Raw genomic sequence first — 25,593 nt, 5'->3', positions numbered from 1 at the left:
CCGTTATAATGCCGCCATGTTTATTCGCCAAGGCCGCGCCGTCGTCGTCCTGTGGATCGCGTGTCTCGCCATCCTCATGGCCGCGCTCGCCCCCACCCTGTCGCGCGCGTTCACCGTCGCCAGCGGCCAGGCCGTGCCCAGCTTCGAGATCTGTTCCGTGGCGGGCGGCATGAATATGCTGCCCGTGAAGTTGTCCACGGATGCGCCCGATCCCGCCAAGGGCGGCATGCGCATGGGCGATTGCCCGTGCTGCAGCATGCATGCGGCCACCCTCGATGTTCCGCCCACGACCCTCGTGCTGGCTTCCGGCGAGCTGATCACGGGCTTGCTGCCCCTGCTGTTCTATCAGTCCCCCACGCCCCTGTTTGCCTGGACGCCCGTCCAGCCCCGCGGGCCGCCTGCCGCTTTCTGACCTGTCCATTCCCTGAACTGCCTTGCTTCGCACCCGTCGTGCGCTGGCGGCCGTTCGTCTTGCCCATACAGAATCTGAAAGCAGCACCATGAAACATATCTCCTTATTGATGTCCCTCGCCATCGCCATGCCCGCCGTGGCCCAAACGCGCAGCGAAGAGGTCCTGCCCGAAATGAAAGTCATCGTCACGGCCATAGGCGATGGCTACCGTCCCGGCGCCGACACGGCGCTGATGCTGTCGAGCACGCCCGGCTACAGCGTGGCGGCCGGCGGCGGCGTGTCCGGTTTGCCAGTGGTCAATGGCTTTGCGGATGACCGCATCAAGATCCGCATCGATGGCATGGAACTGACGTCGGCCTGCGCCAATCACATGAATGCGCCGCTGTCGTACATCGACCCGCAACAGGTGCAGCGCATCCGCCTGATCGCGGGCGTGACGCCCGTCAGCGCGGGCGGCGACAGTATCGCCGGCACCATCGAGGTACAATCCAGCGCGCCCGTGTTCGCCCAGCCCGGCGCGGGGCTGCTGACGCAAGGCAGCGTTGCCGTGTCGGGACGCAGCGTCAACAACAGCGTGGCGACCAGCGTGAACGCGTCGGCCGCCGGCGCTATGTTCAGCATCGGCTACAGCGGCGCCTACACGCGGGGCCACAGCTATGAAGATGGCCACGGCAACAAGGTGCTGGGCAGCATGTTTGAGAGCATCAACCAGGCCATCGTGCTGGCGGCAAAAAGCCAGGGCCAGCAGCTGACCCTGCGCGCCGGCGTGCAGCACATCCCCTACCAGGGCTTTCCCAACCAGTACATGGACATGACGGACAACCACGGCCAGTTCGCCAATCTCGCTTACCGGGGCGAGTTCGGCTGGGGCGTGCTGGACGCGCGCGCCTACTGGCAGCAGACGGACCATGAAATGGGCTTTTTCAGCAGCGAGCGCACGGGCACGATGCCGATGCTCACGCACGGGCGCAATACGGGCTACGCGCTGATGGCCAGCCTGCCGATGGCTGCGGGCGAGTTGCGCCTGGGCCAGGAATGGCACGGCTTCCGCCTCGACGATTACTGGCCGGCCGTGCCCGGTTCCATGATGATGGGGCCGCGCACCTATCTGAACATCAATGACGGCAAGCGCGACCGTACCGTGCTGTTCGGCGAACTGGAAACGCGCCACGATGCGCGCTGGACCAGCGTGCTGGGCTTGCGCGGCGAATCCGTGCGCATGGACACGGGCGCCGTGCAATCGTACGGCACCAACATGATGAACATGGCCGATTCCATGGCGGCCGCCGCCTTCAATGCGCGCAGCCGCAGCCGGCGCGACACGAATATCGATGCCTCGGCGCAAGCCACTTTCACGCCGGACGCTGCCAGCAGCTATGAATTCGCGCTGGCGCGCAAGGTGCGTTCGCCCAATCTGTACGAACGCTACTCGTGGGGCCGCGGCTCGATGGCCATGACCATGACCAACTGGTTTGGCGACGGCAACGGCTATGTGGGCGATATCGACCTCAAGCCTGAGACGGCCTACACGGCGGCGTTGACGGCCGACTGGCATGGCGGCGGCGAGGAGGGCTGGTTTTTGCGCGTCAACCCCTACTACAGCAAGGTCGACAATTACATCGACGCCGACGTGCTGGCGTCCTTCCATCCGTACATGAAGATGGGCGCCAACGGCAACTTGCTGCGTTTTGCCAACCACGATGCCAGGCTGTACGGCGTGAACCTGGCGTGGCAGCTGCCGCTGGCGCGCAGCAGCCAGTGGGGCAGCCTGACCGCCAGCGGCAATGCGGCCTATACGCGGGGCAAGCGCAGCGATGGCGGCGACCTGTACCGCATGATGCCGCTCAACGCCGTGCTGGCCGTCGAGCATAAGCTGGGCGCCTGGAGCAGCCGCATCGAAACGAAGATCGTTGCCCGCAAGGACAAGGTCGATGCGCGCCGCCTGGAACCGGAAACGGGCGGCTATGCGCTCGTCAACCTGCGCAGCAGCGTCGCGCTGGGCAAGATGGCCAGCCTGAGCGCCGGCGTCAGCAACCTGTTCAACCGCGCGTATGCGGACCCGCTGGGCGGCGTCTACCTGTCGGGCCTGAAGGCGAACGGCGGCGCGCTGCAAGCGCTGCCGGCCGAGGGCAGGTCGATTGATGTGGGGCTGCAGCTGACGTTCTAGGGCGGGCAGGGAGAAAAGGCGCCCTGCAGCTTTCCATCCGGGGCTGGAGGGCGCCCCAGGCTTGCCACCTTTGCAACCGGTGGCGTCGGACAGTTCGTGACAATGCGAGTATGTTTCTTTTCGCTAATTTGTTATTCTCTTTCCCGCAAATAATGCAGACTGAAGCATGGACAGGTCGCTGGTATTGGCAAGCGTAAGCGCCTTGCCGTTGATATTGCTCAGGTCACTTTGCTTACTAATTTAGGAGATTCTTTTTTGCTGTCAGACTATGAAAAACGCGCGCTTGTGCAAATCCATGCATGGAAAAATCCCCGTCAAACCTGGTTCGACACGGCCATGGGCTATGTCAACAAACCTTTTGCAATCGCAGGGCAGACAGTCGATAAAATTCCCGGTTTTACAGAAACCTGTACCAAGGCGATGAATGGCGTCGTGGGCCTGGTGAATGATGCTTCGCAATGGTCCGTCAGGCCATCCGCCATTCTCAAGGAGCTGTCCGAGATCTCCAGGCGGGATATTACGCAGCTGGAGCAGGTGCAGTTGCTGGATCTGCAAACGATTGACAGGGCAATCGGCTGGCTGGATACGAAATACGAAGGTATCGCCCTCGTTGAGGGCGCCGCGGCCGGAGGGACTGCCGTCATCAACCCCCTGGTTGCCTTGGCGGCCATTCCCGCAGACATGGTGGCGCTGCTGGCAATGAACCTGCGCGCCATCGGAGAATATGGCAGCTACTGCGGGTTTGACATGTCCTCTCAGGAGGAGCGTCTTTTTTCACTGAATATCCTGGCCCTTGCCTCGAGTACGACAGATGGCGGGAAGCAAGCCGCCTTGTCGCATCTGGTGAAGATTGCGCAAGAGGTAGCCAAGAAGAAGACCTGGGAACAGCTGGAAAAAAGTGTATTTGTTCAGGCAGTGTTGTCCATCGCGAAGGCCCTCAGCATCAATCTGACAAAGGCAAAACTGGCGAATGTCATCCCCATTGCCGGTGCCGCAATTAGCGGCGGATTCAATGCCTATTACACGGATAAAGTATGCAAGGCGGCGTTCTACCTGTATCGGGAGCGTTTGCTGGCGATCAAGTCGGACGCGCAGGCTATCGAAGTGACAGTGGCGCCAGCCAGGAGCGATGTCTGGAGCGCAGAGGAAAGCGGCGGCTAAGCTGCTGCTATCTATTTCCAGGCCGCCACCGTGTGCTTGCGCGACAGCGCTTTGCTGGTGTGTTGACCTTGCTTGAAAATGCGGACTGGAATGGTGATCATTTCAGTCTTCCGGGTCCATTTTATGGAAGTAAAAGAAGATCTGAAAGGGAAATATGCATACGCATGCTTACAAAACACAAGGTCAAGCAGGCAAATCGCTTGCGCGCGAGCTGACTCAAACGCAAGAAGCAGGCAGCAACCACGATCGGCCGATGCAAGCGGTGGATTTTCATCAGCTGGCGTACAGCAGCCATCAAGTCGCACAGCCACCTCAGGCGCCGGCTGCGGCAAACAGCTATGCCAAAGGCCTGTCCCCGAGTGTGCAGCAAGCCACTTCCACCTATCCCATCCAGCGCATGAAAAAGGTGTCTTTGGTAACGAATAAAAAAACAAGAAGTCGATATGGGCCGAGGGACAGGTGAAAGACTTCAAGGGGGGGACAAGTGCGGGGAATAAGGGATGGGTGGGCGTGGAAAAATATCGCGCCAGGTATGAAGTGAAAAGCAAGGATGGGAAGTTCAGCGATAGCGGCGCAATCGAGCCGCTGTATAACGATTTCACCAACCCCGAGGCCGGCCACGTGTTGGGCAAGCAAAATGGTGGCAATGGAAGGGATCCCAAAAATGTTTTCGCTCAGGACGGGGGGACGAATAACAGCAAGTACAAGGCATTCGAAAACCGTATGCGCAATGCACTGGATCTGTATGATGCCAAGGATAAGGTGAAATTTGTCTGCTATCTGGCTGGCAGCAATATAAAACAAGGCGTGATTACCGATGCCGGGATGGACACTGCCAGCGATATCTCGTCTGATGATGACAGCTGATTCAATGGGCAGGAGCCCGGGTTTTGCGCCGCGAGGCCGCAAGTGCACCCGGCGAAACGGCCGGATGGGTGTCCCTGGGGATGCGATTGGCCCCATCAGTGCCCTCACAGGTGATTCTGCGTCATCTATTGCCTGACCAACCATCCTTTGCCAGCGGCGCCCGGATGCGGTCTAATCATGGTTTGTTCCTTCACGAGCTAGCCATGTTGCCCACTCCCGCCATCGCCGCCTTGCGCGAGCAATTTCCCCTGATTACAGAATTGATGGCCTTGCAGCCCATGAGCTGGTTCAACCCCCGCATCGCGCCGGCCGCCGAAGGCTTGGACGATGTGGGCTTGACGGCCGACGATGTGGCGCAGGCCAGCGCGCGCCTGGCGCGTTTCGCGCCCTACCTGGCCCAGGCTTTTCCGCAAACGCAGGCCAGCGGCGGCATCATCGAGTCGCCCGTCGTGCCGCTGCCCGCCATGCAGGCGGCGCTGGGCATGACCAGCGGCCAGCTGTGGCTCAAGCAGGATAGCCATTTGCCCATTTCCGGCTCGATCAAGGCGCGCGGCGGCATCTATGAAGTGCTGAAACACGCGGAAATGCTGGCGCTCGATGCGGGCCTGCTGAAGGAGGGCGACGATTACAGCGTGCTGGCCAGCGACGCCGTGCGGGCGTTCTTCGGCCAGTATGCGATCGCCGTCGGCTCCACGGGCAACCTGGGCCTGTCGATCGGCATCATGAGCGCGCGCCTGGGATTTCGCGCCACCGTGCACATGTCGGCTGACGCGCGCCAGTGGAAGAAGGACAAATTGCGCGCGCATGGCGTCACGGTGGTGGAATATGCGACCGACTACAGCGTGGCCGTGGAGGCGGGGCGCAAACAGGCGGAGGGCGACCCCGCCTGCCACTTCGTCGACGATGAAAACTCGCACGATCTGTTTCTCGGCTACGCGGTGGCGGGCCAGCGTCTGAAACAACAGTTCGAAGCGGCGGGCGTCCCCGTCGATGCGGATCACCCCCTGTTCGTGTACTTGCCCTGCGGCGTGGGCGGCGGCCCCGGCGGCGTGGCCTTCGGCCTGAAGCTGGCGTTTGGCGATTGCGTCCACTGCGTGTTCGTCGAACCGACCCATTCGCCATGCATGCTGCTGGGCGTGCATACGGGCTTGCACGAGCAGATCAGCGTGCAGGAGATCGGCATCGACAATGTCACGGCCGCCGATGGCCTTGCCGTGGGACGCCCGTCCGGTTTCGTGGGGCGCGCCATGCAGCGGCTGATCGACGGCTACGCCACCGTGACGGATGAAGAGCTGTACCGCTTGCTGGCGACACTTGAACAGACGCAAGGACTGCGCCTGGAGCCGTCGGCCGTGGCCGGTTTCGCGGGCATTCCTCCCGTGCTGGCGGCACCCCAGTATCAGCAGAATCTGCCGCGGGCCACGCACCTGGTGTGGGGCACGGGCGGCAGCATGGTGCCGCAAGAGGAAATGGCCGCCTACGTGGCGCGGGGCCGCGCCCTGCTGGCGGCCGGAGCCGCGTGATGCCATCCGGCGTGCCCATGTCGGTCAGGCTTACGGCCAGCCAGTTCGCCAACCTGCACACGTTTCTCGTGGCGGCGCGCCACGCCAGTTTCGCGCTGGCCGCGCAGGAACTGGCGCTCACGCCCAGCGCCGTCAGCCACCGCATCGCGCGCCTGGAAGCGGGCCTGGGTCTGCGCTTGTTCGAGCGCCTGACGCGGCAAGTCAGACTGACACCCGACGGCGCACGCATCTTCGCCGCCCTGCAAACGGGCTGGGACGGCCTGCACGCGGCCATTGCCGGCGGCGACGCGCTGGCGGGCAGCATCACCGTGCATGCGCGTCCGTCCATCGCCCAGTGCTGGCTGGTGCCGCGCCTGGCCGGGTTTGCGGCGCAGTATCCGGATTTGTCGATTGATTTGCGCGTTGGCAATGACAGCGTGGACTGTCGCGCCGGCCAGGTGGACCTGGCGCTGCATTACGGCGACGGCAGCTTTCCCGGCCTGGCGGCGCGCAAGCTGATGGATGAATGGCTGGCGCCCGTCTGCAGTCCGGACTATGCGCGCGAGCATGGCTTGCTGGATGCGCCGCACAATTTGTCAGGCGCGACGGTGCTGCACGATACCCTGGCCTGGCCCGCCTGCGCGCCCGACGCCGAGTGGCGGCTGTGGCTGGACGCGCAGGCGCCGGAGGTGAGCCTGCCCGCGCGCAGCCTGCGCTTCGACCGCGCCGACCTGTGCGCGCAGGCGGCCATCCACCACGCGGGCGTGGCCATGGGCCGGCGCCGGCTGGTGCAGCCGTGGCTGGACAGCGGCCAGCTGCTCTTGCCGTTCGGCGGCTTTGACCTGGCCAGCCCGCAGGCGTATTACCTCGTGCACGGCGCGCGCGCCGCGCTGCCGGCCAGAGTGCAGGCGCTGCTGGACTGGCTGCTGGGGCAGGCAATTTGATACACTGCGCCCCTTGTTCAAGAACGCGCACGAAGGAAGCACCATGCACGCATCATCTCCACTGACTCCCGCCGCGCCGTCCGAGCTGCGCGCGTATGCGCTGGCCTGCCTGCTGGAGCGGGACCCGGCCACCAAGGGGGCGATGGTGGCGGCCATGGCCTGCGCGCCATTGCGGCTCGACGCGCGGGCGCCGCTGGCGCCGGCGGGCCCTGTGCCGGGCCGTCCCGAGCGTCCGGAACTGGTGCCGCCGCGCCTGGTGGGACGGCGCTCGATGATCACGCCGGAAGGGCGCGCCATGCTGGTGCACGCGCTCGCGCATATCGAATTCAACGCCATGAATCTGGCCCTCGACGCCCTGTGGCGCTTCCCGGACCTGCCCTTTGAATACTACACGGACTGGCTGCGCGTGGCGCAAGAGGAAGCCACGCACTTTGCCATGCTGCAGGCCCACCTGCAGGTGCTCGGCCACACGTATGGCGACTTTCCCGGCCACGACAGCCTGTGGGAAATGGTCGACAAGACGCGCGGCGACGTGCTGGCGCGCATGGCGCTGGTGCCGCGCACGCTGGAAGCGCGGGGACTCGATGCGATTCCCCCGCTGCGCGCCAAGCTGGCGCAGGCGGGCGACATGGCCGCCGCCGCCATCCTCGACATCATCCTGCGCGATGAAGTGGGGCACGTGGAAATCGGCAACCGCTGGTACGGCTACCTGTGCGAGCAAAGGGGCCTGGAATTGCGCGCCACGTATGCGGAACTGGCGCTGCGCTACGAAGCGCCCACCCTGCGCGGCCCGTTCAACCTGGAAGCGCGGCGCCGGGCCGGGTTTTCGGAGCTGGAACTGTCCGACTTGCCGGCCTGACGCCATCGCGGCATCCGTTCACGGATGGGCCGTCAGGCTGATGTGCCAGTGGCTCAGGTGTCCTTTTTCGATATGGACTTTCATCGGCTTGAGCCAGGCGCCCGCGCCGGGGATCTTGTCGGCCGGATCGGCGGAAAAGCGCCCGTCGACGAGGGCCAGCTTGACGAAGCTGGGACCGATGTAGACGACGCGCGTCCTGGCCGGCAACGCTTCCTGGGCCAGCATGGCCCGGTTGGCCGCGATCCAGGCCACCAAGGCCGCCAGCCTGGGCTTTTGCGGCGGGTTGGCCAGCACTTCCGCCTTCGCGTCGGCGATCAGCTTCTTGATGGCGGCGCCATTGCCCTGGCCGCCCAGCGCATCCGTGTAGCCGCCCGTGCCGTCCGCGTAGCGCAAGTCGATCTGCTGGCCGTCGCTGTGGCCGCTGTGGCCGAGGATGGAGCGGCCCGCCGCCGTCTGCGTCACGTGCTGGCCGCTGATGTCGTCGAAGCGGTAGGCATTGCCCGCCAGCCAGGCGATGGCCAGGCGCGTGGCCCACGAATCGCCGCCCGCATCGCGCGTGCCGTAGCGCCGCGCCGCCAGCGCCGCGTCATTGTTGGCCAGGTACAGGGGAATGTAGGCCGTGTCGCCCTTCAATTCCACTTGCCCCCCTTCGGCCGGGTCGGAGCTGGCATCGGTATTGTCGATGCGGCCCTTCAGGCGCACCGTGACGACGGCCTTCTTGTCGAGCTTGTCACCGGCGAAGACGGGCAGCACCAGGCTGGGAAATTTCACCTTGCCGGGGCTCTTGGTATTGACCTGAGACAATAGATTCACCGTGCTGAAGGCGGGATCGCCGCCGCCGGCCGACATGCCGATGTTGACTTCCGTGATCGTCGCCGCCGTCGGCGTGTAGTGCAGTTCCAGCGGCAAGGTATGGGTGGCCGTGGTCGCGCCTTGCGACACGGATACATACGGTCCCGGCAAATTGCCCGTCAGCTTGATTGGCTGCAGCACGGGGTGGCCGGCCTTGTTCGGCGAGAGGAATTTCGCCTGCGTCACCTTCAAACCCTTGCACACGAGGCTCAGTTCCACCGTCGTCACGGTGGGCAGGAAGCTGTCGCCGATATTCGTCGCGCTGACGTTGCCGCCCAGGGTCAGCGCCCCATCCTTTGTTTGCTTGCTGACGTCGACGCAATCCGTCTTGACGATCGTGCCCTGCGTGTAGTGGCTCTGGTTGACGGCGCCGGCGGCGGCCAGGTTGACCCCGGGCAAACCGGTGACGGAGTAGGACCAGGTATCGTTGTACTGGCTTTGCGCCGTCGTGTAGACGGGGTACTCGGCCGTCCTGACGGTGATTTTCACGCCCACGTTTTTCGTGCCTTTCGGCACCGTGTAGCTGACGGGTACGCTGACGGTCTGGTTTTGCGCGGCCGCCGTGGCCGTGAATTCCTTGCTGCCCTCGTCATCCTGCGGCGTCACGTCCGGCACGGCACGGGGCGCGGCTGCCTCGGCGCGCGCGGGCGGACCGGCGCCATCCTGCGTGACCGTGGCGGCCACGTAGCCTTGCGGCGCGGCGCGCTGGGCCAGGCCGGGGCCGTATGGATAGACGATGGCCACGTTGATGGTGGTGCTGTTGTCGAAGACGGCGGTGCTGACGCTGACCACGCCCGGGTGGACGAGGTCGTTCAAGGTCAGCTGGTAGGTATCGGGCAGCACGCCATCGAAATGGAAGGCGCCCGTGGCGTCGACCACGGCCACCTGGCGCTGGTGGCTGTTATAGCCGGTCAACAGCATTTTCTTGCCCGCCAGCCCAGTGGCGTTGCCGCCTGCGGGCGTGCGCAGCTGGCCTTGCAGCACGGCACCGGACTTGATGGCGATCAAGGTATAGCTGGCCGTAAATTCGCCGTCCCGCGAAACGAAATTGAGGTTTATCTCGTAGACGCCGTTGGGCAGGAGCACGAGCATCTGCTGCATGGCGGCGGCGCTGATGCGGAAACTGTTGCTGGCCGCATCGTAGACCCAATACTGCTTGAGGCTGACTGAGGCGCCGCCCGGCATCGACAGCAGGCCGTCGCTGTCGTCCTGCAGGGTCGTGGGGGCGGCGCCCACCAGGCGGAATTCCAGGGCGGCCGGCCGCAGGCGGTTGTTCGGCCCCAGCCCCGTGATGGCCAGCACGGGCGCCGCGGCGGGCACGTTGCCGTCGTCGTCCGGCTCCACATAGGTTTCCACGGCCGTGGGCAGTTCCGTCTGGATCAGCAAGTTCAGGGTGGTGACGCTGTTGCCCTTGCTGAGAAAAAACTGTGCGTGCTGGTCCGTGCCCGTGTCGCCGGGCGTGGAAAAGCGCAGGCTGGCGTCCTGCAGCAGCACGTCCGTGACGGCGCCGCTGGCCTTGACGCCGTCGGCGCCGTCCGTAAAACCCAGCTCGGCCAGCGACAGCACGACCACCTGCGCGGGCCGCACGGGATCGAGCTCGATGCTGGCGTTGGCGCTGAAGGTCCACGCCAGTGCCCCGCTCTGGAAGGCGATGTCGCGCTCGATGCGCAAGATGATGGTGTCGTCGGGCGTGACGGTGGCGCCCGCGTCGATGCTGCCGGCCAGCACGTCGCCATCGATGATGGTGCTGCCTTCGGGCACGCTGGCCAGCACGGCCCGTACATTGCTGGCCGCCGCGCTGCTGTTGTTGCGGATGTGCACGCGGTAGGTGTAGTCCCAGGCCGTGCGGCTGACGCGCTGTTCGGCCACTTTTTCCAGCGAGGTCACTTCGAAGTCCCCGGCCGCCTGGACGCTGGCGGGCGCGGCAGCCAGCATGATTTTTGGCGTGGGCGGCTGCGTGGGATCGTTCGGTCCGCCGCACGCGCACAGGCCCTGCGCCAGCGCGGCGGCCAGCGCAGCGGCAGCCAGCTGGCGCCGCCGCAGGCAGGCCAGGCCCAGCATGCCGGCCAGCAGCAGCCATGGCGTGGAGGGCAGGGCGATGGCGGCCGGCTGCGTGAGTCCCGTCTCGAGCTCGATGAAGGAGACGGGGTCGACGATGGAAAACGGCTGGGCGCCGGGGCTGCCCGCGCCCAGGTAATCGAAGGTGATGGAAAAGCCCGTGGCCGTGGCACCGGGGGCGATGCCGCCGGCCAGCGCCAGCGCATCGAGGTAGCCGCTGGCGGGAATGGCCGCGTCGGGCTGTACCTGCAGCACGTCCCAGCCCGGCGCCGTGGAAACGTTGTGCAGCTTGGCGTACTGGCCCACGCCGAAGAACAGCGTGAATTCCCTGATGGGAGCGGTCAACGTGGTATTGCTGACGGTATAGTCGTAGCGCCACTGCGTGCCGCCCAGCGCGGTTGCCGTGTAGCCGATGGTGGCAGCATGCGCGGCGGACATCATGCACAGCATGAGGCCCAGCAGCGATAGCAGTGTTTGTGTGATATGCCGTTGGATCCGCGTCATGATCGCTCCCCGGTGCGGGCCGCCGCGCGGTCCTGGCAACGGGCCAAGCAGGAAGCATTCCTGAAAATTTATCGCTTGCAAAACAATGACTTGGACGCACCGGCCCCCTTGCTGCCAGGCGTACTGTCAAATATGCCGACAATCTTGCCCCGGCGCCGGGTCTGGCCGTTCGCGCGGCTGGTGATCTATCGTTTTTAATTAATGAATTTAATTAATTTTAGCTCATCAATATATATGTTTTAAAGTGACAAAGCGTGATAATAAATCAAAAAAATGGGTCCATACTGACTCTGCTGCAAAACAGCTCCGCTAATATATCTTGCTGCCAGCCCGATATATTAACGTCGAAAACTCAATTGGAGATATAGCATGACTGCATATGTAATCCAAAGCCTGCAAAATACGAATCTGTGTATCGGTGTGAATAGTGCGGCGGCGGGTTCGCCCGTTACCCTGCAAGTTCTTTCCGGTATCGGCGGCACGAATTCGCAATGGAATATGGACCCGAACTCCGGCTACATCACCCTGGCATCGAATCCCAGCCTGTGCCTCGACGTGCAGGGCTACGACGGCCAGCAGGGCCAGGTGATCGTTGCCTCGATGGTCCTGGGCCGCACCAGCCAGTTGTGGAATTGGGTGGGCCGCGCGCCGAACATCTCGAACGTGCAGTACCCGCAAATGGTGCTGGACAACGCCAACAACAATGCCACGCCCGGCAATCCCATCCTCGTTTGGCCATACAACGGCGGCCAGAACCAGAAATGGAGTTGCCTTGGCGTGCCTGCCCTGAAGGCCATGCTTGAAGCGGCCTAAGCATCGGGCGGCAGCAGCCAGTCCCCTTGCGCCTGCGCCTTGGTCCCGCGCCGCTGGCGCATGCTTGCATGCTGACATGTTAAAAAATAAATCGCCGCGTCTGTTTTAAAGGGGGGCGATTTATTCCCTTCATATTATGCGAGGGCGGGCATGCAATTGCATCGCGCTATTTCATCTGTATTGCTGATCATTTTTTTTTGGAGGAATTGAAAATAAAGGCGATTATATTTAATTTTTCCTGTTTTATGTGTTGCCGATTTTTATATCGGCAGGAATAGTCGCGGGCGCCAATCCCGGATAATCTCCGGATGCCTGCTGCATTTCTAATTTTTGTCAGTGCGCGCAAGCTGATGCATGGCTGTGTTTGTCAGCGCCGTCCTACCCATCTTGTCGAAACTGTCTGATTGTATGCCTTGCGGAAACACGCGATGATCGTATTCATGCTGCAACAGCCAACCAGTCCGACGGAGTATGCGATGCAAAAGCCAGGCCAGTCCATTTACTTGAACAAGCCATTCCTGCTGATCTGCCTGTTTACGCTCTCGACCCTGGCCGCCACCTTCGTCAAGCTCGGCGACACGCAGCCCGTCGATGGCGCACCGGCGCCCGTGGCGCGCGATGCGGGCCATCAGAGCATGCCGCTGTGTAACAGCGATGCCTTCAAGCTGTCGGCCCGGTGCCAGCCCCAGCCGGGGCGCCAGGCTTGATGGGCGCGGCGCCTTGCAGGCGCTGCTGCAGCAAGGTCAGCACGGCCGCTTCCTCCGGCGCCAGCGCCGGCAAGTCCTCCTGTAACTGCTGCCGCGCCCGCGCGCGCATGCCTTCCAATAAACTGCCGCCCAGATACGATTCCAGCACGGCCGGGTAGCGGAACTTGCCGGGCTTGCCCAGGCGGGCGATGCCGTTCTGGTGGCGGAGATTTGCATGGCGATCGCTTACCTTGCCCGCCGCGCGTCCGGCGCGCCGTTATGCTAAGGTGCGCATTCGTAACGCCGTGCGCGGCAGACAGGAGCAGCAGATGTTTGGCAGAAAAAGGAATCTGGAAGAAGACCACGCCCCCCAGGCCGACAAGCAGTATGAGAAAAAATACACGGATGACAGTTTCTGGGACAAGGTCGTCAAGTTCGCCAGGACGGCGGGGCGCGAAGTCATCGAGAAAGCCCTGTGGCTGTACTACGCGGCGCAGCAGCCGAATACCCCGCTGTGGGCCAAGACGGCGATTTATGGCGCGCTCGGCTACTTCATTTCGCCCATCGATGCGATTCCCGACATCACGCCCGTGGTCGGCTATGCGGACGACCTGGCCGTGCTGGCGGCGGCCGTCGCCACGGTCGCCACCTACATCACGGCCGACGTCAAGGAACGGGCCGCCGACAAGCTGCGCGGCTGGTTCGGCGCCTAGGCCTTCGCCTAGGCCTTTTTGGCAGCGGGCGCGCCGCTGCCGCCATGCGCGAGCAGGCGCTGCACGACTTCTTTCTGGAATGAACGAAATTCCTTGTCGGCGCTGACGTTGGCAAAGGCCAGCACGGCTGTCCTGCTGGCGCGGTCGACGCAGACGACGGAGGCGGCGCCCGGGTCGCCGCCGCTGTGCGTGGCCAGGGTCCTGCCGTCCACGTCGCGCAGCTGCCAGGCCAGGGCCTGGCGCACGGACGAATCGGCAGGCACGACGGGGGCCGCTTGCGGGGCAAAAAATGATTGCAGGGTGGCATCTTGCAAATAGCGGCGGCCATCGACCCGGCCGCCATTGCTGAAGATGGCCAGGAAACGGGCAAAGTCATGCGCCGAGCTGCGCAGCAGTCCCGCCGGCCAGTCCGGATAGCCGACGGGCGGCAGCACTTGCAGGCCCGGCTCCCTGTGCGCATACGGCTGGGCGACGACGGCGCGCCGCGGCAAGCCGGCCAGGTTCCAGGCCGTGCTGTCCATGCCCAGCGGTTCGAACAGGTGCTCGTGCGCAAAGGCGTCGAGGCCGTCCGGGTTCACGCGGCCCACCAGATAGCCGAGCAGGGCGATACCCACATTGCTGTAGCGCCATTCCGTGCCGGGCCGGGCGGCAAACGACAGATCCGCGTCATACCAGGCGCCGCCGCGCGACAGATAGCCCTTGACGAAGTCGCGCAGGGGCAGGCGGGGGTCGCCCTGCACGGCAAACGCCGTCGTCTTTTCGTACACGGCATCGGAAATGCCCGAGGTGTGGTTGAGCAGATGGCGAAAGGTGATGGGCACGTCGGGGAACTTCGGATGCATGAGCGGGAAGTCCAGATAGGCCGCCACCTTGTCGTCTAGCTGGAAGGCGCCCTGTTCCAGCAGCATCATGATGGCCGTGGCCGTGACGAGCTTGCTGACTGAGGCGATATGGAACGCCGTGCTGGCGTCGGCCTTCTTGCCGGCCTGGATATCTGCCCAGCCATAGCCGCGCGCAAAAATGGTCTGTTCGCCGCGCACCACGGCCACGCCCATGCCCGGCGTTTCCGTGCGGGCCAGGCCATCGCGCATGAAGCCGTCAAATTCCGTTTCCCACGCCAGCCTGGCCGGATCGGTGGCGCAGCCCGTTTGCAGCAGGGCCAGTGAGACACCCAGTCCCAGCACGCTTCTTCGTTTCATTGATTCTCTCTTGGCTGTTTTTAATTATCTTAACAATATTTCCGCTCAGCATAGGGTTGATTGGCAAAAGATTGCTGTGTAGCAATGACAAACGGGCCCGGCCGGTGCTTATTTGCGCCAGTAGCGTTCCAGCAGGGGCTTGACCGTCAAGCCGTGCGCGACGATGGAAAGGATGACGACGACCAGGGTGATGTCGGCCAGTTCGCGCGCCAGCCCCCGCGGCAAGCCATGCGCGATGGCGTAGCTGAGGTAGTACAGCGAGCCGATGCCGCGCACGCCGAACCAGGCCGCCAGGCCCCGCAGGCGCATGCTGGTGCCCGAGGCCAGCAAGCCGAGCATCACGCTGGCCGGGCGCGCCACCAGCAGCAGGAACAGCGCCACGCTCCACGCCCGCCAGCTCCAGGCGGCAGCCGTGACGGCGCCGCCCAGCAACAGCACCAGGGTCAGTTCGGACAGGCGTTCCAGGTGTTCCTTGAAGACGAGCGACTCGCCGCTGACGGTCAGCGGCACCTCGCTGCCGTGCGGCCTGGCGGCGGAAACAGCGTGGCTTGCTTGCGCCTGCAGCAAGCCTTGCCGGTCCTTGGGCGCGCCGGCCAGCCGCAGTTCCGTCTGGCGCAGGGCCACGCCCGCAAAGAACACGGCCAGGAAGCCCCACGCGTGCAGCCAGGTGGCCACGCCATACACGCAGGCGATCAGGCCCAGGGCAGCCAGGTCGTCCAGCATCGCATGCTTCGGTTCCTTGGCCCGTACCTGCCAGCCCAGCCACGCCAGCAGCGCGCCGCCGGCCGCGCCCAGGGCGATGGCGGCTCCGCTGGCCCAGAACAGATCGCGCCACAGCCAGGTGGCGCCATGGGGGCCCAGCTCATGCAGGCCCAGCAAGCCCAGGCCCAGCATGACGAAAGGAAAGCCGCTGCCATCGTTCATGCCCGCTTCGCTGGTCAGCATGAAGCGCAATTGTTCGCTGTCGCCCGCATGGCGCAGCTGCACGTCCGTGGCCAGCACGGGGTCGGTGGGCGCGAGGATGGCGCCCAGCAGCACGCCCGCGCCCAGGGGCAGGCCCAGCACCAGGCAGGCAAAGGCGGCCACCAGGGCCACGGACAGGGCCATCGACAGCCACGCCAGGCGCAGCGGCGGCAGCCAGCGCGCCAGGCTGAACGGCACGGGCATCTTGACGCCGGCGGAAAACAGGGAGATGAGGACGGCGATTTCCGTCAGGGTTTCCAGCAGGGGTGCTTGCTGCACCAGGTCGAACGCAAACAGGCCGAGAAACATGGGCCCCAGCAGCAGGCCCGCGCCCAGGTAAGCGATGGCCGAAGTCAAGGGCAGGCGCGCAATGCCGTCGGCGCCCAGGCCGCGCGCCAGCATCAGGCAGCCGATCAGGATGAACCAGGCGGTGGTGCTCATGCGGTCCATTGTAGCGGCGCGCCGGCAAGGGCAGCGCGCCGCACGGTTTCTTTACGCCTTGTACAGCGACACGCTGTCGTTCTGCGCCTGCATGGCGCGCAACTCGACGGGGTCGTGCGTGGAGCGCAAACGGGGCAGGCCGTGCGGATAGCGGGCCGTGATAAAGGCCAGCATCTGCTCGCGCACGATGCAGCGCAGCTCGAAAGCCAGGCCCGAATCTGCCGCACTGACGAGGAAGCGCACGCGCACAGCCCGCTCGTTCGAATCCGTCGCCTGCACCGTGCAGACGCGGCCATCCCATTGCGCGGCGGACTCGCAGATGCGCGTCAGCTCTGCGCGCAGCGGGTCGAGCGGGATGCTGAAATCGAGCCACAGGAACACCGTGCCCAGCAGGGTGGACGAGCTGTGCGTCCAGTTCTCGAACGGATTTTCAATGAACCACTGCAGCGGCACGATCAGGCGGCGCTCGTCCCACACGCGCACGACCACATACGTGCCCTTGATTTCCTCGACCTTGCCCCATTCGCCATTGACGATCAGCACGTCGTCGATGCGGATGGGTTGCGAAAACGCAATCTGCAGCCCAGCAATGAAATTGCCCAGCACGGGACGGGCGGCGATACCGGCCACCAGGCCCGCCACGCCGGCCGAAGCGAGCAGGCTGGCGCCGATCTGGCGCGCGCCGGGCAGGGTCAGCAGCACAAAGGCCAGGCCCAGGATGACGACGATGGCGTGCGCGCTGCGCGTGAGCACGCGGGCCTGCGTGATCAGGCGGCGCGCGCGCAGGTTGTCGGCCACGTCGACGGGGTTGACTTCGGAAATCGTGATGGACAGGGCCTGGATGCATTGCATGGCCAGCCAGGTCAGCGCGATGATCAGCGCCACGCTGGTGACATGCGACATGGCAACGAGGCCCGGCGTGTCGTCGGGCGCGCCGGCCAGCACCATGCGCAGGCCGAAGACGATCACGCACAGCTGGCTGGCGCGGAAGGCCACGCGCGTGGCGTTGGTGGTGAACGGGCGGCCATTGGCCAGTCTTTTCAGCAAGCCGATGCCGGCCCGGTGCACGCCGATGGCGACCAGGGTGACGAGCAGGGCGGAAACGAGCACGGTCAGCGCCGAGCGCAGCGGGCCTCCCATCAGCGAGTGGAACGTGCTGAGATCCATAGGCGAAAACTCCTTGTCTTTAAATGAAATGGATGTCGGAAGCGGCTATTTTACGGGCAGATGGCGTAACGGGGGCGTGCGTTGCCGTACGGATAAGACCTGCGTCAAGGCGGATACTGGAAGAAATTGCTGCGCTGCGCCATGCCATGTTGACGTTTCAATACGGAAAGCAAACGGGCGCCGCCGCAATGGAAATATAGCCATACTTGCAATGGTTGTTCATGTCTGCAAAGGAAAACGATGATAGTACGATCACTGCGAATGTCCTTGCGCTTCATCCTGCCACTGGCCCTGGTGCTGGGATTGTTTGCCTATATTGTGGTACCCCTGCTCGACAACATTACCCTGCGCTGGTATGTGCGCGATCTCGACAGCCGGGCCGAATTGCTTGCTGGAACTCTCCGGCCCTCGCTCACCGAATACCTGCCCGCGCAGGACGCCACGCGCGTCAAAGAACTGTTCCAGGGCGCCACGCGCGACGAACGTTTGATCGCCATCGGCTTTTGCGACAACGCGGGCCACTTGCTGTACCAGTCCGCGCAATACCCCACCTCCATCGGCTGCTGGAGCACGCCCGCCACGGGCGGCCTCTACAAATCTCTCGCGCAACTGCCGCAAGGGCAAGTCCACCTCAGCGAAACGCCCGTCATGCAGGACGCCACCCAGCTGGGCCGCCTGGTGCTGGTGCAGGACATGAGCTTTGTCGAGCGCCGCAATACGGATACCAAGCGTTTCATCTTTACCTTCCTGGCCGTGCTGGCCGTGCTGATTTCCCTGATGACCGTGTTCGTCGCCCACCTGAGCTGGCGCGGCTGGCTGTCGGCCGTGAAAGATATCTTGCGGGGCGAATTGCTGCCGAAGAGTAATGGCGCCGTGGCCGCCGCCACGGCGCCCGCCGCCGCGCCCGCGCCGCCGCCGGAAATGCAGCCGCTGATCGGCGACTTGCGCGAATTGCTGCAGGAATACCATCTGGAACGCCAGGGCGACAACGGCTGGTCATCCGACTGGACGCCGGAGAAACTGCGCGGCTTGCTGGAAGCGGACCTTGCGGGAGATCAAGTGCTGGTCGTGTCGAACCGCGAGCCGTATATCCACACGAAAACGGATGCCGGCATTGCCGTGCAGCGGCCCGCCAGCGGCCTGGTGACGGCCGTGGAGGCCGTGATGCGCGCCTGTTCCGGCACGTGGATCGCGCATGGCGCCGGTTCCGCCGACCGCGAGACGGTGGACAAGTTCGACCACGTGCCCGTGCCGCCCGACAATCCCAGCTACACCTTGCGCCGCGTGTGGCTGACGCAAGAAGAAGAGCAGGGCTACTATTATGGCTTCGCCAATGAAGGCATGTGGCCGCTGTGCCATATCGCCCACGTGCGCCCCGTGTTCCGCTCGTCCGACTGGGACCAGTATGTGAAGGTCAACCGCCGTTTTGCCGACGCCGTGATCGCCGAAGCGAAGACGGACAACCCCGTCGTGCTGGTGCAGGATTACCATTTTGCCTTGCTGCCGCGCATGGTGCGCGAAGCCTTGCCGAAGGCGACGATCATCACCTTCTGGCATATCCCGTGGCCGAACTCGGAATCGTTCGGCATTTGCCCATGGCGCGAGGAAATCCTCGACGGCTTGCTGGGCAGCACCATCCTGGGCTTCCACACGCCATTCCACCGCAAGAATTTCCTGGAAACGGTGGACCGCTACCTGGAAACGCGCATCGAGCCGGAAGCGTCCGTCATTTCCTATGGCGGCGAGATGACGCAGGTCGAGGATTACCCGATTTCCATCGCCTGGCCCGAGGACGATCCGGCGCAGCCCGACGTGGCCACGTGCCGCGCGCAGCTCCGCAGCGAACTGGGCGTGGCGCAAGACCACTTGCTGGGCATCGGCGTCGACCGCCTCGATTACACGAAAGGCATCGTCGAGCGCTTCCAGGCCGTCGAGCGCATGCTGGAGCAGCAGCCCGGCATGGTGGGGCATTTTACTTTCGTGCAGATCGCCGCTCCCAGCCGCGCTTCGCTCGATGAATATCAAAGCTTTGACGCCAGGGTGCGCAAGATGGTCGAGCGCATCAACCGCCGTTTCGGCAGCGGCGACTACGTGCCCATCCTGCTGAAGGCGGAGCACCACGGCCAGGACGACTTGCAGCGCTATTTCCGCGCCTCGGAAGTGTGCATGGTGACAAGCTTGCATGACGGCATGAACCTGGTGGCCAAGGAATTCATTGCCGCACGCGATGACGAGATGGGCGTGCTGGTGCTGTCGCAGTTCACGGGCGCGGCGCGCGAATTGCACGAAGCGCTGATCATCAACCCGTATCACATCGAACAGGGCGCGGATGCCCTGTACCGCGCTCTCGTGATGCCGCCCGTGGAACAGCGCGAGCGCATGAAAAGCATGCGGGCCAGGGTCAAGCATTTCAACGTCTACCGCTGGGCCGGGCGCATGCTGCTGGACGCGGCCCGTCTGCGCCAGCGCGACAAGGTCATGACCAAGATCGACGCCCACAGCCGCATCAAGCGGCGCAAGGGGATGTGATGGCGGCTTTCATTGACGATGGCGCGGCGCTGTTGCAGCTGCTGAGTGCGCCCGGGACGGCCGTCTTCCTCGATTTCGACGGCACCCTGGTCGACCTGGCGTCCACGCCCGACGGCGTGCGCCTGGAACCGGGCGTGGTCGAGGCGCTGGCGCTGCTGGCCGAGCGCCATGGCGGCGCGCTGGCCCTCATTTCCGGGCGTCCCGTGGCGCAGATCGACGCCATGCTGGCGCCCCTGGTCGTGCCGGTGGCGGGCGTGCACGGCGTGGAGCGGCGCGGCGCCGACGGCAGGTTCACCGTGGCGGCCACGCCCGACTTGTCGCCCGTGCTGGCGCGCGCCCAGGCGCTGGCCGCGCTCTATCCCGGCTTGCTGGTGGAACGGAAGCGGGGCGCCGTGGCCCTGCATTACCGGCTGGCGCCGCAACTGGAACAATTGTGCTTGCAGGAAATGACGGCGGCCGTGCAAGCGTGCCCGGGAATTTTGTTATTGCATGGCAAAATGGTCCTCGAAGCCAAGCCGGCCGCCACCGACAAGGGCGGCGCCATCGCCGCCTTCATGCAGGAAACCCCGTTCGCCGGGCGCCGGCCCGTGTTTGCGGGCGACGACACCACCGACGAGGCAGGCTTTGCCTATGTCCAACAAGCAGGCGGGCAGGGCGTGAAAGTGGGCAGCGGCCCCAGCGCCGCCACCCTGCGCCTGGCCAGCCCCGGCGCCTTGCGCGCCGCGCTGCTGGCCGCCTCCGTATCCCCTGAAGGAGCAGATGATGACAACTCATGACACCCCCGGCGGCGCGCCCGCGCAAGCATCCCTCAACTGCGGCGTGGTGGGCAATTGCGCCTTCAGCGCCCTGATCGACCAGGCGGGGCAGGTGGTCTGGTCCTGCCTGCCCCGTTTCGATGGCGATCCCGTCTTCAACCGCTTGTTGGACGGCACTGAAAACGGCAGCGTCTGGGCCATCGACATCGAAAACTTCGCCCGCAGCGAGCAAGTCTACGAGCCGAACACGGCCGTTTTGCGCACGCGGCTGTACGACACGCTGGGGCGCGGCGTGGAAATCACGGATTTCGCCCCCCGCTTCCTCAGCCGCGACCGCATGTTCCGCCCGCTGATGCTGATCCGCCGGGTCCGCCCGCTGGACCACGCCGTGCGCATCCGCGTGCGCCTGCGTCCCCGCTACGACTGGGGCAAGCTGGCGCCGCAGATCACCCAGGGCAGCCACCACATCCGCTATGTGGGGCCGGAACAGACCTTGCGCCTGAACACCGATGTATCGCTCAACTATGTACTGAGCGAAACGTATTTCGTGCTGGGCGGCACGGCCAACTTCCTGCTGGGTCCCGATGAAACCCTGGCCGGCGGCATCGACGAGACGGCGCGCATCTTCGAGAAGGAAACCATCAACTACTGGCGCACCTACACGCGGCGCCTGGCCGTGCCGCTGGAATGGCAGGACGTGGTCATCCGCGCCGCCATCACATTAAAACTGTCGCTGTATGAGGACACGGGCGCCATCATCGCCGCCATGACCACCAGCATCCCCGAAGCGCCGGGCAGCAGCCGCAACTGGGATTACCGCTATTGCTGGCTGCGCGACGCCTTCTTTGTCGTGCGCGCGCTCAACAGCCTGTCGGAAGTGGGCACGATGGAGGAATATCTGCGCTGGCTGACGAATATCGTCGCCCGCTCGAAAGGCGGCCACATCCAGCCCCTGTACGGCATCGGCCTGGAAGAGCAGCTGCCCGAATCGATGCTCGACCACTTGCCCGGCTACCGGGGCAACGGCCCCGTGCGCGTGGGCAATCAGGCACAGGAACACTTCCAGCACGATGTCTACGGCAACATCGTGCTGGGTGCGGCGCAGGCCTTCCTCGACCACCGTTTGTTCCACCGGGCGGGGCGGGCCGAGTTTGCCGCGCTGGAAGCCGTGGGCGACCAGGCCTTCCGCCTGCATGCGGAACCGGATGCGGGCATGTGGGAACTGCGCACGCGGGCCAGGGTCCACACCTCTTCCATGCTGATGAGCTGGGCGGCCTGCGACCGTTTGGCCAAGGTCGCGTATAAACTGGGCCTGGACGACCGCGCCGACCACTGGAACAGCCGCGCCGTGCTGATCCGTGAGCGCCTGTTGCGCGAAGCATGGAGCGAAGAGCGCCAGGCCTTCGCGGAAAGCCTGGGCGGACGCGACCTCGATGCCTCCGTCTTGCTGATGGCGGAAGTCAACTTCATCGACCCCATGGACCCCCGTTTCATCGCCACCGTCGATGCGCTGGAAGCGTCGCTGTGCGACGGCCCCTATATGCGCCGCTACGAAGCGCCCGACGACTTCGGCAAACCGGAAACGGCGTTCAACATCTGCACCTTCTGGCGCATCGACGCCCTGGCCCGCATCGGCAGGAAAGACGAAGCGCGCAAGATCTTCGAAACGATGTTAATGGCGCGCAACCACCTGGGCCTGCTGTCGGAAGATACGCACCCGGTGACGGGCGAGATGTGGGGGAATTTCCCGCAGACGTATTCGATGGTGGGCTTGATCAATTGCGCCGTGCGGTTGTCGGCGCCGTGGGATAGTGCGATTTAAGTTCACCCCCAAGGCACGTTCCGGGGTCGGACCCTCAGGGTCCGACCCCAGCCTTTTCGATGTTCGGGGTAATCATGTGCCAGCAGGCTCGCGGCGCCCATACAACCTGCACTCAGCCGCCAGCGCCAGCAGATTCGGGTCGCGCTCGCGGCTGCTCAGCATCAGCAGGGTAATCTGCTGGTGCGAGCCGTAGCGGGCGTCCAGCGGCAGCAGTTCGATGCGCGAGCTGAAGGCGCGCACGCGGCCGGGCAGCAGGCTGTAGCCGATGCCGCCGCTCACCAGGTTGATCAGCGAGAAGATGTCGCCCACCCGCATGGCCGTGTCGGGCACGAAGCCCGCCAGCTCGAATGCGTGGTTGAAGCTTTGCGAGGTGACGAAACCCTCGTTGAGCGTGACGAATTTGTCGTCGCGCAGCTGCTGCAAGTCCACCGATGCCGCCCCCGCATAGGGCGAGGCCAGCGGCGCGGCCAGGAAGATGTCGTCCTGGAACAGGGGCACGGCCACCAGGCCCGCATGCTGCTCGTCTTCCTGCACGCCGACGATGATGGCGTCCAGCCTGCCATCGGCCAGGCTTTGCAGCAGTTCGCGGTTCGACCCCAGGGTCAGGTCGATGTCCAGGCCCGGCCGGCGCAGCTTCAGGGCGATTACCAGCTGCGGGATGCAGTGCAGGGTCAATGAATACAGCGAGCCGATCTTCAGGCGCACGGGGTTGATGCCCGACATTTCGCGCACCTTGCGCACGCCTTCCTCGCACTCGGCCAGCGCGCGCCGCGCCGATTCGGCAAAGGTGTAGGCCGCATGCAGGGGGATCAGGCTGCGGCCCTCGCGCTTGAACAGGGGGCAGCGCAAGCCGTCTTCCAGCGAGTGCAGGGCGCGGTGCACGCTGACCGTGCTCTGGCCCAGCGCATCGGCCACCCGTGCCAGGTTGTTCAATTCCATAAAGCTGAGAAACACTTCCAGCTTCTTCAAGGTGATTTCTTCGTTGATGGCCATGGCTAGTCTCTCTTATGGCAGTTCATTAACTTCAGGGTAATGAACATGCTAGCAGGTTGATTGTCGCGGTGACGCTTTCGTTCTATCGTCAGGCTTCGATAGCTCATTCCGGAGGCATGATGTCAACCGCCACAGCAGCGCCAGCGCAGCGGCAAAAACAATGGGACACGCGGCGCACGGAGAAGCGCCGCCGCCTCGACGCCGTGCGCCAGTACGCGAGCGGCCCCGTGCTGCAACAGGGCGACATGGTCGCCGTGCTCGAAGCCTTGCTTGCGCCGGGCGACCGCGTCGTCCTCGAAGGCAATAACCAGAAGCAGGCCGATTTCCTCGCCCGCATGTTGACCAAGGTCAACCCCGACAAGATCCACCATCTGCACCTGATCATGCCCAGCGTCAGCCTGCCCGAGCACCTGGACCTGTTCGAACGGGGCATTGCCCGCAAGCTCGATTTTTCCTTTGCCGGCACGCAAAGCCTGCGCATCGCCCAGTTCCTGCAGGACGGCTTGCTGGAAGTGGGCGCCATCCACACGTATATCGAGCTGTATGCGCGCCTGTTCGTCGACCTCACGCCCAACGTCGTCATGGTGGCCGGCTACATGGCCGACCGCCAGGGCAATCTGTACACGGGCCCCAGCACGGAAGACACGCCCACTCTGGTGGAATCGGCCGCCTTCCGCGACGGCATCGTCATCGCCCAGGTGAATCAGATCGTCGACGACGTCAGCGACTTGCCCCGGGTCGACGTGCCCGGTTCATGGGTCGATTTCGTCGTGCAGTCCGACAAGCCCTTCTTCATCGAACCGCTGTTTACCCGCGATCCCCGCGTCATCAAGCCCGTGCACGTGCTGATGGCCATGATGGCGATCCGCGGCGTGTATGAAAAACACCAGGTGCAGTCGCTGAACCACGGCATCGGCTTCAATACGGCCGCCATCGAGCTGATTTTGCCCACCTACGGCGAGCAGCTGGGCCTGAAGGGCAAGATTTGCCGCAACTGGGTGCTCAATCCCCATCCCACCCTGATCCCGGCCATCGAGACGGGCTGGGTCGAGAGCGTGCACTGCTTCGGCGCGGAGCTGGGCATGGAAGGCTATGCGGCCGCGCGGCCCGACGTGTTTTTCACGGGCCGCGACGGTTCCATGCGCTCGAACCGCGCCCTGTGCCAGCTGGCCGGCCAGTATGCGGTCGACCTGTTCATCGGCGCCACCCTGCAGATGGATGGCCTGGGCAACTCGTCCACCGTCACCAACGGCCGCCTGGCCGGCTTCGGCGGCGCGCCCAATATGGGCCACGACCCGCACGGCCGGCGCCACCCGACGCCCGCCTGGCTGGACCTGATCGAGACGGACGATCCGCTCGCGCGCGGCAAGAAGCTGGTGGTGCAGATGGTCGAAACCTTCCAGGACGGCGGCCAGCCGACCATCGTCGAATCGCTCGACGCCGTGGCCGTGGGCCAGGCCAGCGGCATGCCGCTGGCGCCCGTGATGATCTATGGCGACGACGTCACCCACGTGCTGACGGAAGAGGGCATCGCCTACCTGTACAAGGCCCGTTCGCTCGACGAGCGCAAGGCCATGCTGGCGGCCGTGGCCGGCGTGACGCCGATCGGCCTGCGCCACGATCCGAAGACGACGGCGAAACTGCGCGCCGACGGCCTGATCGCGCTGCCCGAGGATATCGGCGTGCAGCGGGGCGCCGCCAGCCGCTCGCTGCTGGCGGCGAAAAGCATCGCCGACCTGGTCGAATGGTCCGACGGCCTGTATCAACCCCCCGCCAAATTCAGGAGCTGGTAATGATGACAATGATGAGCACAATGATGACGGCAGTGCCGGTGCAGGTACGTCCTGCTGCGCTGGCGCGGCGGGTGCTGCAGGCGCTGCTCGATGAAGTGACCCTGACGCCGAAACCGGGCCTCGTCGATCTGCGCAGCCGGGGCGCCCACGCGGACTTGAACTGGGCCTTGATGTGCCATTCGGCTTGCGTGCTGCAGCCCGTGTTTGCCGCCATGGCGCAGGCGGGCTGGGACAGCGATGATGACGACGCCCTGCGCCAGCGCATCGGCGCCATCGGCCGCGAAGGCGAGGCGCTGATGCTGGCAGCCACGGACGGCGTGAACACGCACCGGGGCGCCATCTGGGCGCTGGGCCTGCTGGCGACGGCGGCGGCGCAGCAGGGCGCGCGCGGCG

Annotated in this window: 21 protein-coding genes; 16 read left to right on the top strand and 5 right to left on the bottom strand. The window is 64.6% G+C overall.

Annotation, left to right across the window (positions count from 1 at the left end; genetic code table 11):
- Positions 1-16: 16 nt before the first annotated feature.
- From GCN74_RS14455 to GCN74_RS14420, 8 genes are all read left to right on the top strand, one after another.
- Entirely contained in the window at positions 17-412 is a 396-nt protein-coding gene (locus tag GCN74_RS14455; protein ID WP_152257324.1) for a DUF2946 domain-containing protein, read from the top strand.
- 88 nt (positions 413-500) lie between these two features.
- Positions 501-2,579 carry a TonB-dependent receptor gene (locus tag GCN74_RS14450; RefSeq protein ID WP_152257323.1) on the top strand — a complete coding sequence of 693 codons (2,079 nt, stop codon included), beginning with the start codon at positions 501-503 and terminating at the stop codon, positions 2,577-2,579.
- 255 nt (positions 2,580-2,834) lie between these two features.
- Complete coding sequence (locus GCN74_RS14445) at positions 2,835-3,740, top strand: EcsC family protein (protein ID WP_226939044.1); 906 nt, start codon at positions 2,835-2,837, stop codon at positions 3,738-3,740.
- 154 nt (positions 3,741-3,894) lie between these two features.
- Positions 3,895-4,203, top strand: a complete 309-nt coding sequence (locus GCN74_RS14440) for a hypothetical protein (protein ID WP_152257322.1) — start codon at positions 3,895-3,897, stop codon at positions 4,201-4,203.
- Complete coding sequence (locus tag GCN74_RS14435) at positions 4,200-4,607, top strand: DNA/RNA non-specific endonuclease (protein ID WP_193317084.1); 408 nt, start codon at positions 4,200-4,202, stop codon at positions 4,605-4,607. The genes GCN74_RS14440 and GCN74_RS14435 overlap by 4 nt, the downstream gene beginning before the upstream one ends.
- Before the next feature lie 203 nt (positions 4,608-4,810).
- Positions 4,811-6,130: a D-serine ammonia-lyase gene (locus GCN74_RS14430; protein WP_152257320.1), complete on the top strand. Its 1,320-nt coding sequence runs from the start codon at positions 4,811-4,813 to the stop codon at positions 6,128-6,130.
- Between the two features lie 17 nt (positions 6,131-6,147).
- Positions 6,148-7,053, top strand: a complete 906-nt coding sequence (dsdC, locus tag GCN74_RS14425) for a DNA-binding transcriptional regulator DsdC (RefSeq protein WP_226939043.1) — start codon at positions 6,148-6,150, stop codon at positions 7,051-7,053.
- A 43-nt stretch (positions 7,054-7,096) separates the two neighbouring features.
- Entirely contained in the window at positions 7,097-7,912 is an 816-nt protein-coding gene (locus GCN74_RS14420) for a ferritin-like domain-containing protein (protein ID WP_152257319.1), read from the top strand.
- Positions 7,913-7,930: 18 nt separating this feature from the next.
- Here GCN74_RS14420 and GCN74_RS14415 read toward each other — a convergent pair whose 3' ends face one another.
- Positions 7,931-11,326 carry a hypothetical protein gene (locus tag GCN74_RS14415; RefSeq protein ID WP_152257318.1) on the bottom strand — a complete coding sequence of 1,132 codons (3,396 nt, stop codon included), beginning with the start codon at positions 11,324-11,326 and terminating at the stop codon, positions 7,931-7,933.
- A gap of 369 nt (positions 11,327-11,695) precedes the next feature.
- Here GCN74_RS14415 and GCN74_RS14410 point away from each other — a divergent pair, with 369 nt between their 5' ends.
- From GCN74_RS14410 to GCN74_RS14400, 3 genes are all read left to right on the top strand, one after another.
- Positions 11,696-12,139, top strand: a complete 444-nt coding sequence (locus GCN74_RS14410; protein WP_152257317.1) for an RICIN domain-containing protein — start codon at positions 11,696-11,698, stop codon at positions 12,137-12,139.
- A 476-nt stretch (positions 12,140-12,615) separates the two neighbouring features.
- A complete protein-coding gene (locus GCN74_RS14405; RefSeq protein ID WP_152257316.1) occupies positions 12,616-12,846 on the top strand; it encodes a hypothetical protein in 231 nt (76 codons plus the stop codon).
- 308 nt (positions 12,847-13,154) lie between these two features.
- Positions 13,155-13,538, top strand: a complete 384-nt coding sequence (locus GCN74_RS14400) for a YkvA family protein (RefSeq protein ID WP_226939042.1) — start codon at positions 13,155-13,157, stop codon at positions 13,536-13,538.
- An 8-nt stretch (positions 13,539-13,546) separates the two neighbouring features.
- Here the strand turns inward: GCN74_RS14400 and GCN74_RS14395 are convergent, their stop codons facing one another.
- The 3 genes from GCN74_RS14395 to GCN74_RS14385 form a co-directional block, all read right to left on the bottom strand.
- The gene (locus tag GCN74_RS14395; protein ID WP_152257314.1) at positions 13,547-14,737 is read right to left on the bottom strand and encodes a serine hydrolase domain-containing protein; all 1,191 of its coding nucleotides are present in this window, start codon (positions 14,735-14,737) and stop codon (positions 13,547-13,549) included.
- 108 nt (positions 14,738-14,845) lie between these two features.
- Positions 14,846-16,141: a cation:proton antiporter gene (locus GCN74_RS14390; protein ID WP_152257313.1), complete on the bottom strand. Its 1,296-nt coding sequence runs from the start codon at positions 16,139-16,141 to the stop codon at positions 14,846-14,848.
- Positions 16,142-16,192: 51 nt separating this feature from the next.
- Complete coding sequence (locus tag GCN74_RS14385) at positions 16,193-17,308, bottom strand: mechanosensitive ion channel family protein (RefSeq protein WP_152257312.1); 1,116 nt, start codon at positions 17,306-17,308, stop codon at positions 16,193-16,195.
- A 240-nt stretch (positions 17,309-17,548) separates the two neighbouring features.
- Here GCN74_RS14385 and GCN74_RS14380 point away from each other — a divergent pair, with 240 nt between their 5' ends.
- Genes GCN74_RS14380 through GCN74_RS14370 form a run of 3 tightly spaced genes read left to right on the top strand, consistent with a single transcriptional unit; the run spans position 17,549 to position 22,414 of the window.
- On the top strand, positions 17,549-19,837 hold the full coding sequence (locus GCN74_RS14380; RefSeq protein ID WP_193317083.1) for an alpha,alpha-trehalose-phosphate synthase (UDP-forming): 2,289 nt from the start codon (positions 17,549-17,551) through the stop codon (positions 19,835-19,837).
- Positions 19,837-20,613 carry a trehalose-phosphatase gene (gene otsB, locus GCN74_RS14375; RefSeq protein ID WP_152257311.1) on the top strand — a complete coding sequence of 259 codons (777 nt, stop codon included), beginning with the start codon at positions 19,837-19,839 and terminating at the stop codon, positions 20,611-20,613. Before GCN74_RS14380 ends, otsB begins: the two co-directional genes overlap by 1 nt.
- Positions 20,597-22,414: a glycoside hydrolase family 15 protein gene (locus GCN74_RS14370; RefSeq protein ID WP_152257310.1), complete on the top strand. Its 1,818-nt coding sequence runs from the start codon at positions 20,597-20,599 to the stop codon at positions 22,412-22,414. The genes otsB and GCN74_RS14370 overlap by 17 nt, the downstream gene beginning before the upstream one ends.
- Positions 22,415-22,486: 72 nt before the next feature.
- On the opposite strand, the gene GCN74_RS14365 is transcribed toward GCN74_RS14370, so the two are convergent.
- Positions 22,487-23,407, bottom strand: a complete 921-nt coding sequence (locus tag GCN74_RS14365; RefSeq protein ID WP_152257309.1) for a LysR family transcriptional regulator — start codon at positions 23,405-23,407, stop codon at positions 22,487-22,489.
- A 119-nt stretch (positions 23,408-23,526) separates the two neighbouring features.
- Here GCN74_RS14365 and mdcA point away from each other — a divergent pair, with 119 nt between their 5' ends.
- Together mdcA and GCN74_RS14355 are read left to right on the top strand one after the other, a co-directional pair.
- Positions 23,527-25,200: a malonate decarboxylase subunit alpha gene (gene mdcA / locus GCN74_RS14360; protein WP_152257308.1), complete on the top strand. Its 1,674-nt coding sequence runs from the start codon at positions 23,527-23,529 to the stop codon at positions 25,198-25,200.
- 8 nt (positions 25,201-25,208) lie between these two features.
- Positions 25,209-25,593 (top strand): triphosphoribosyl-dephospho-CoA synthase (locus GCN74_RS14355; RefSeq protein ID WP_413541543.1); only part of this gene is annotated, 385 nt, incomplete at its 3' end.

Origin of the sequence: Janthinobacterium sp. FT14W, from assembly GCF_009208755.1 — a bacterium.
GTDB lineage: Bacteria > Pseudomonadota > Gammaproteobacteria > Burkholderiales > Burkholderiaceae_D > Janthinobacterium > Janthinobacterium violaceinigrum.
This window is presented reverse-complemented; position numbering and strand designations above follow the sequence as displayed.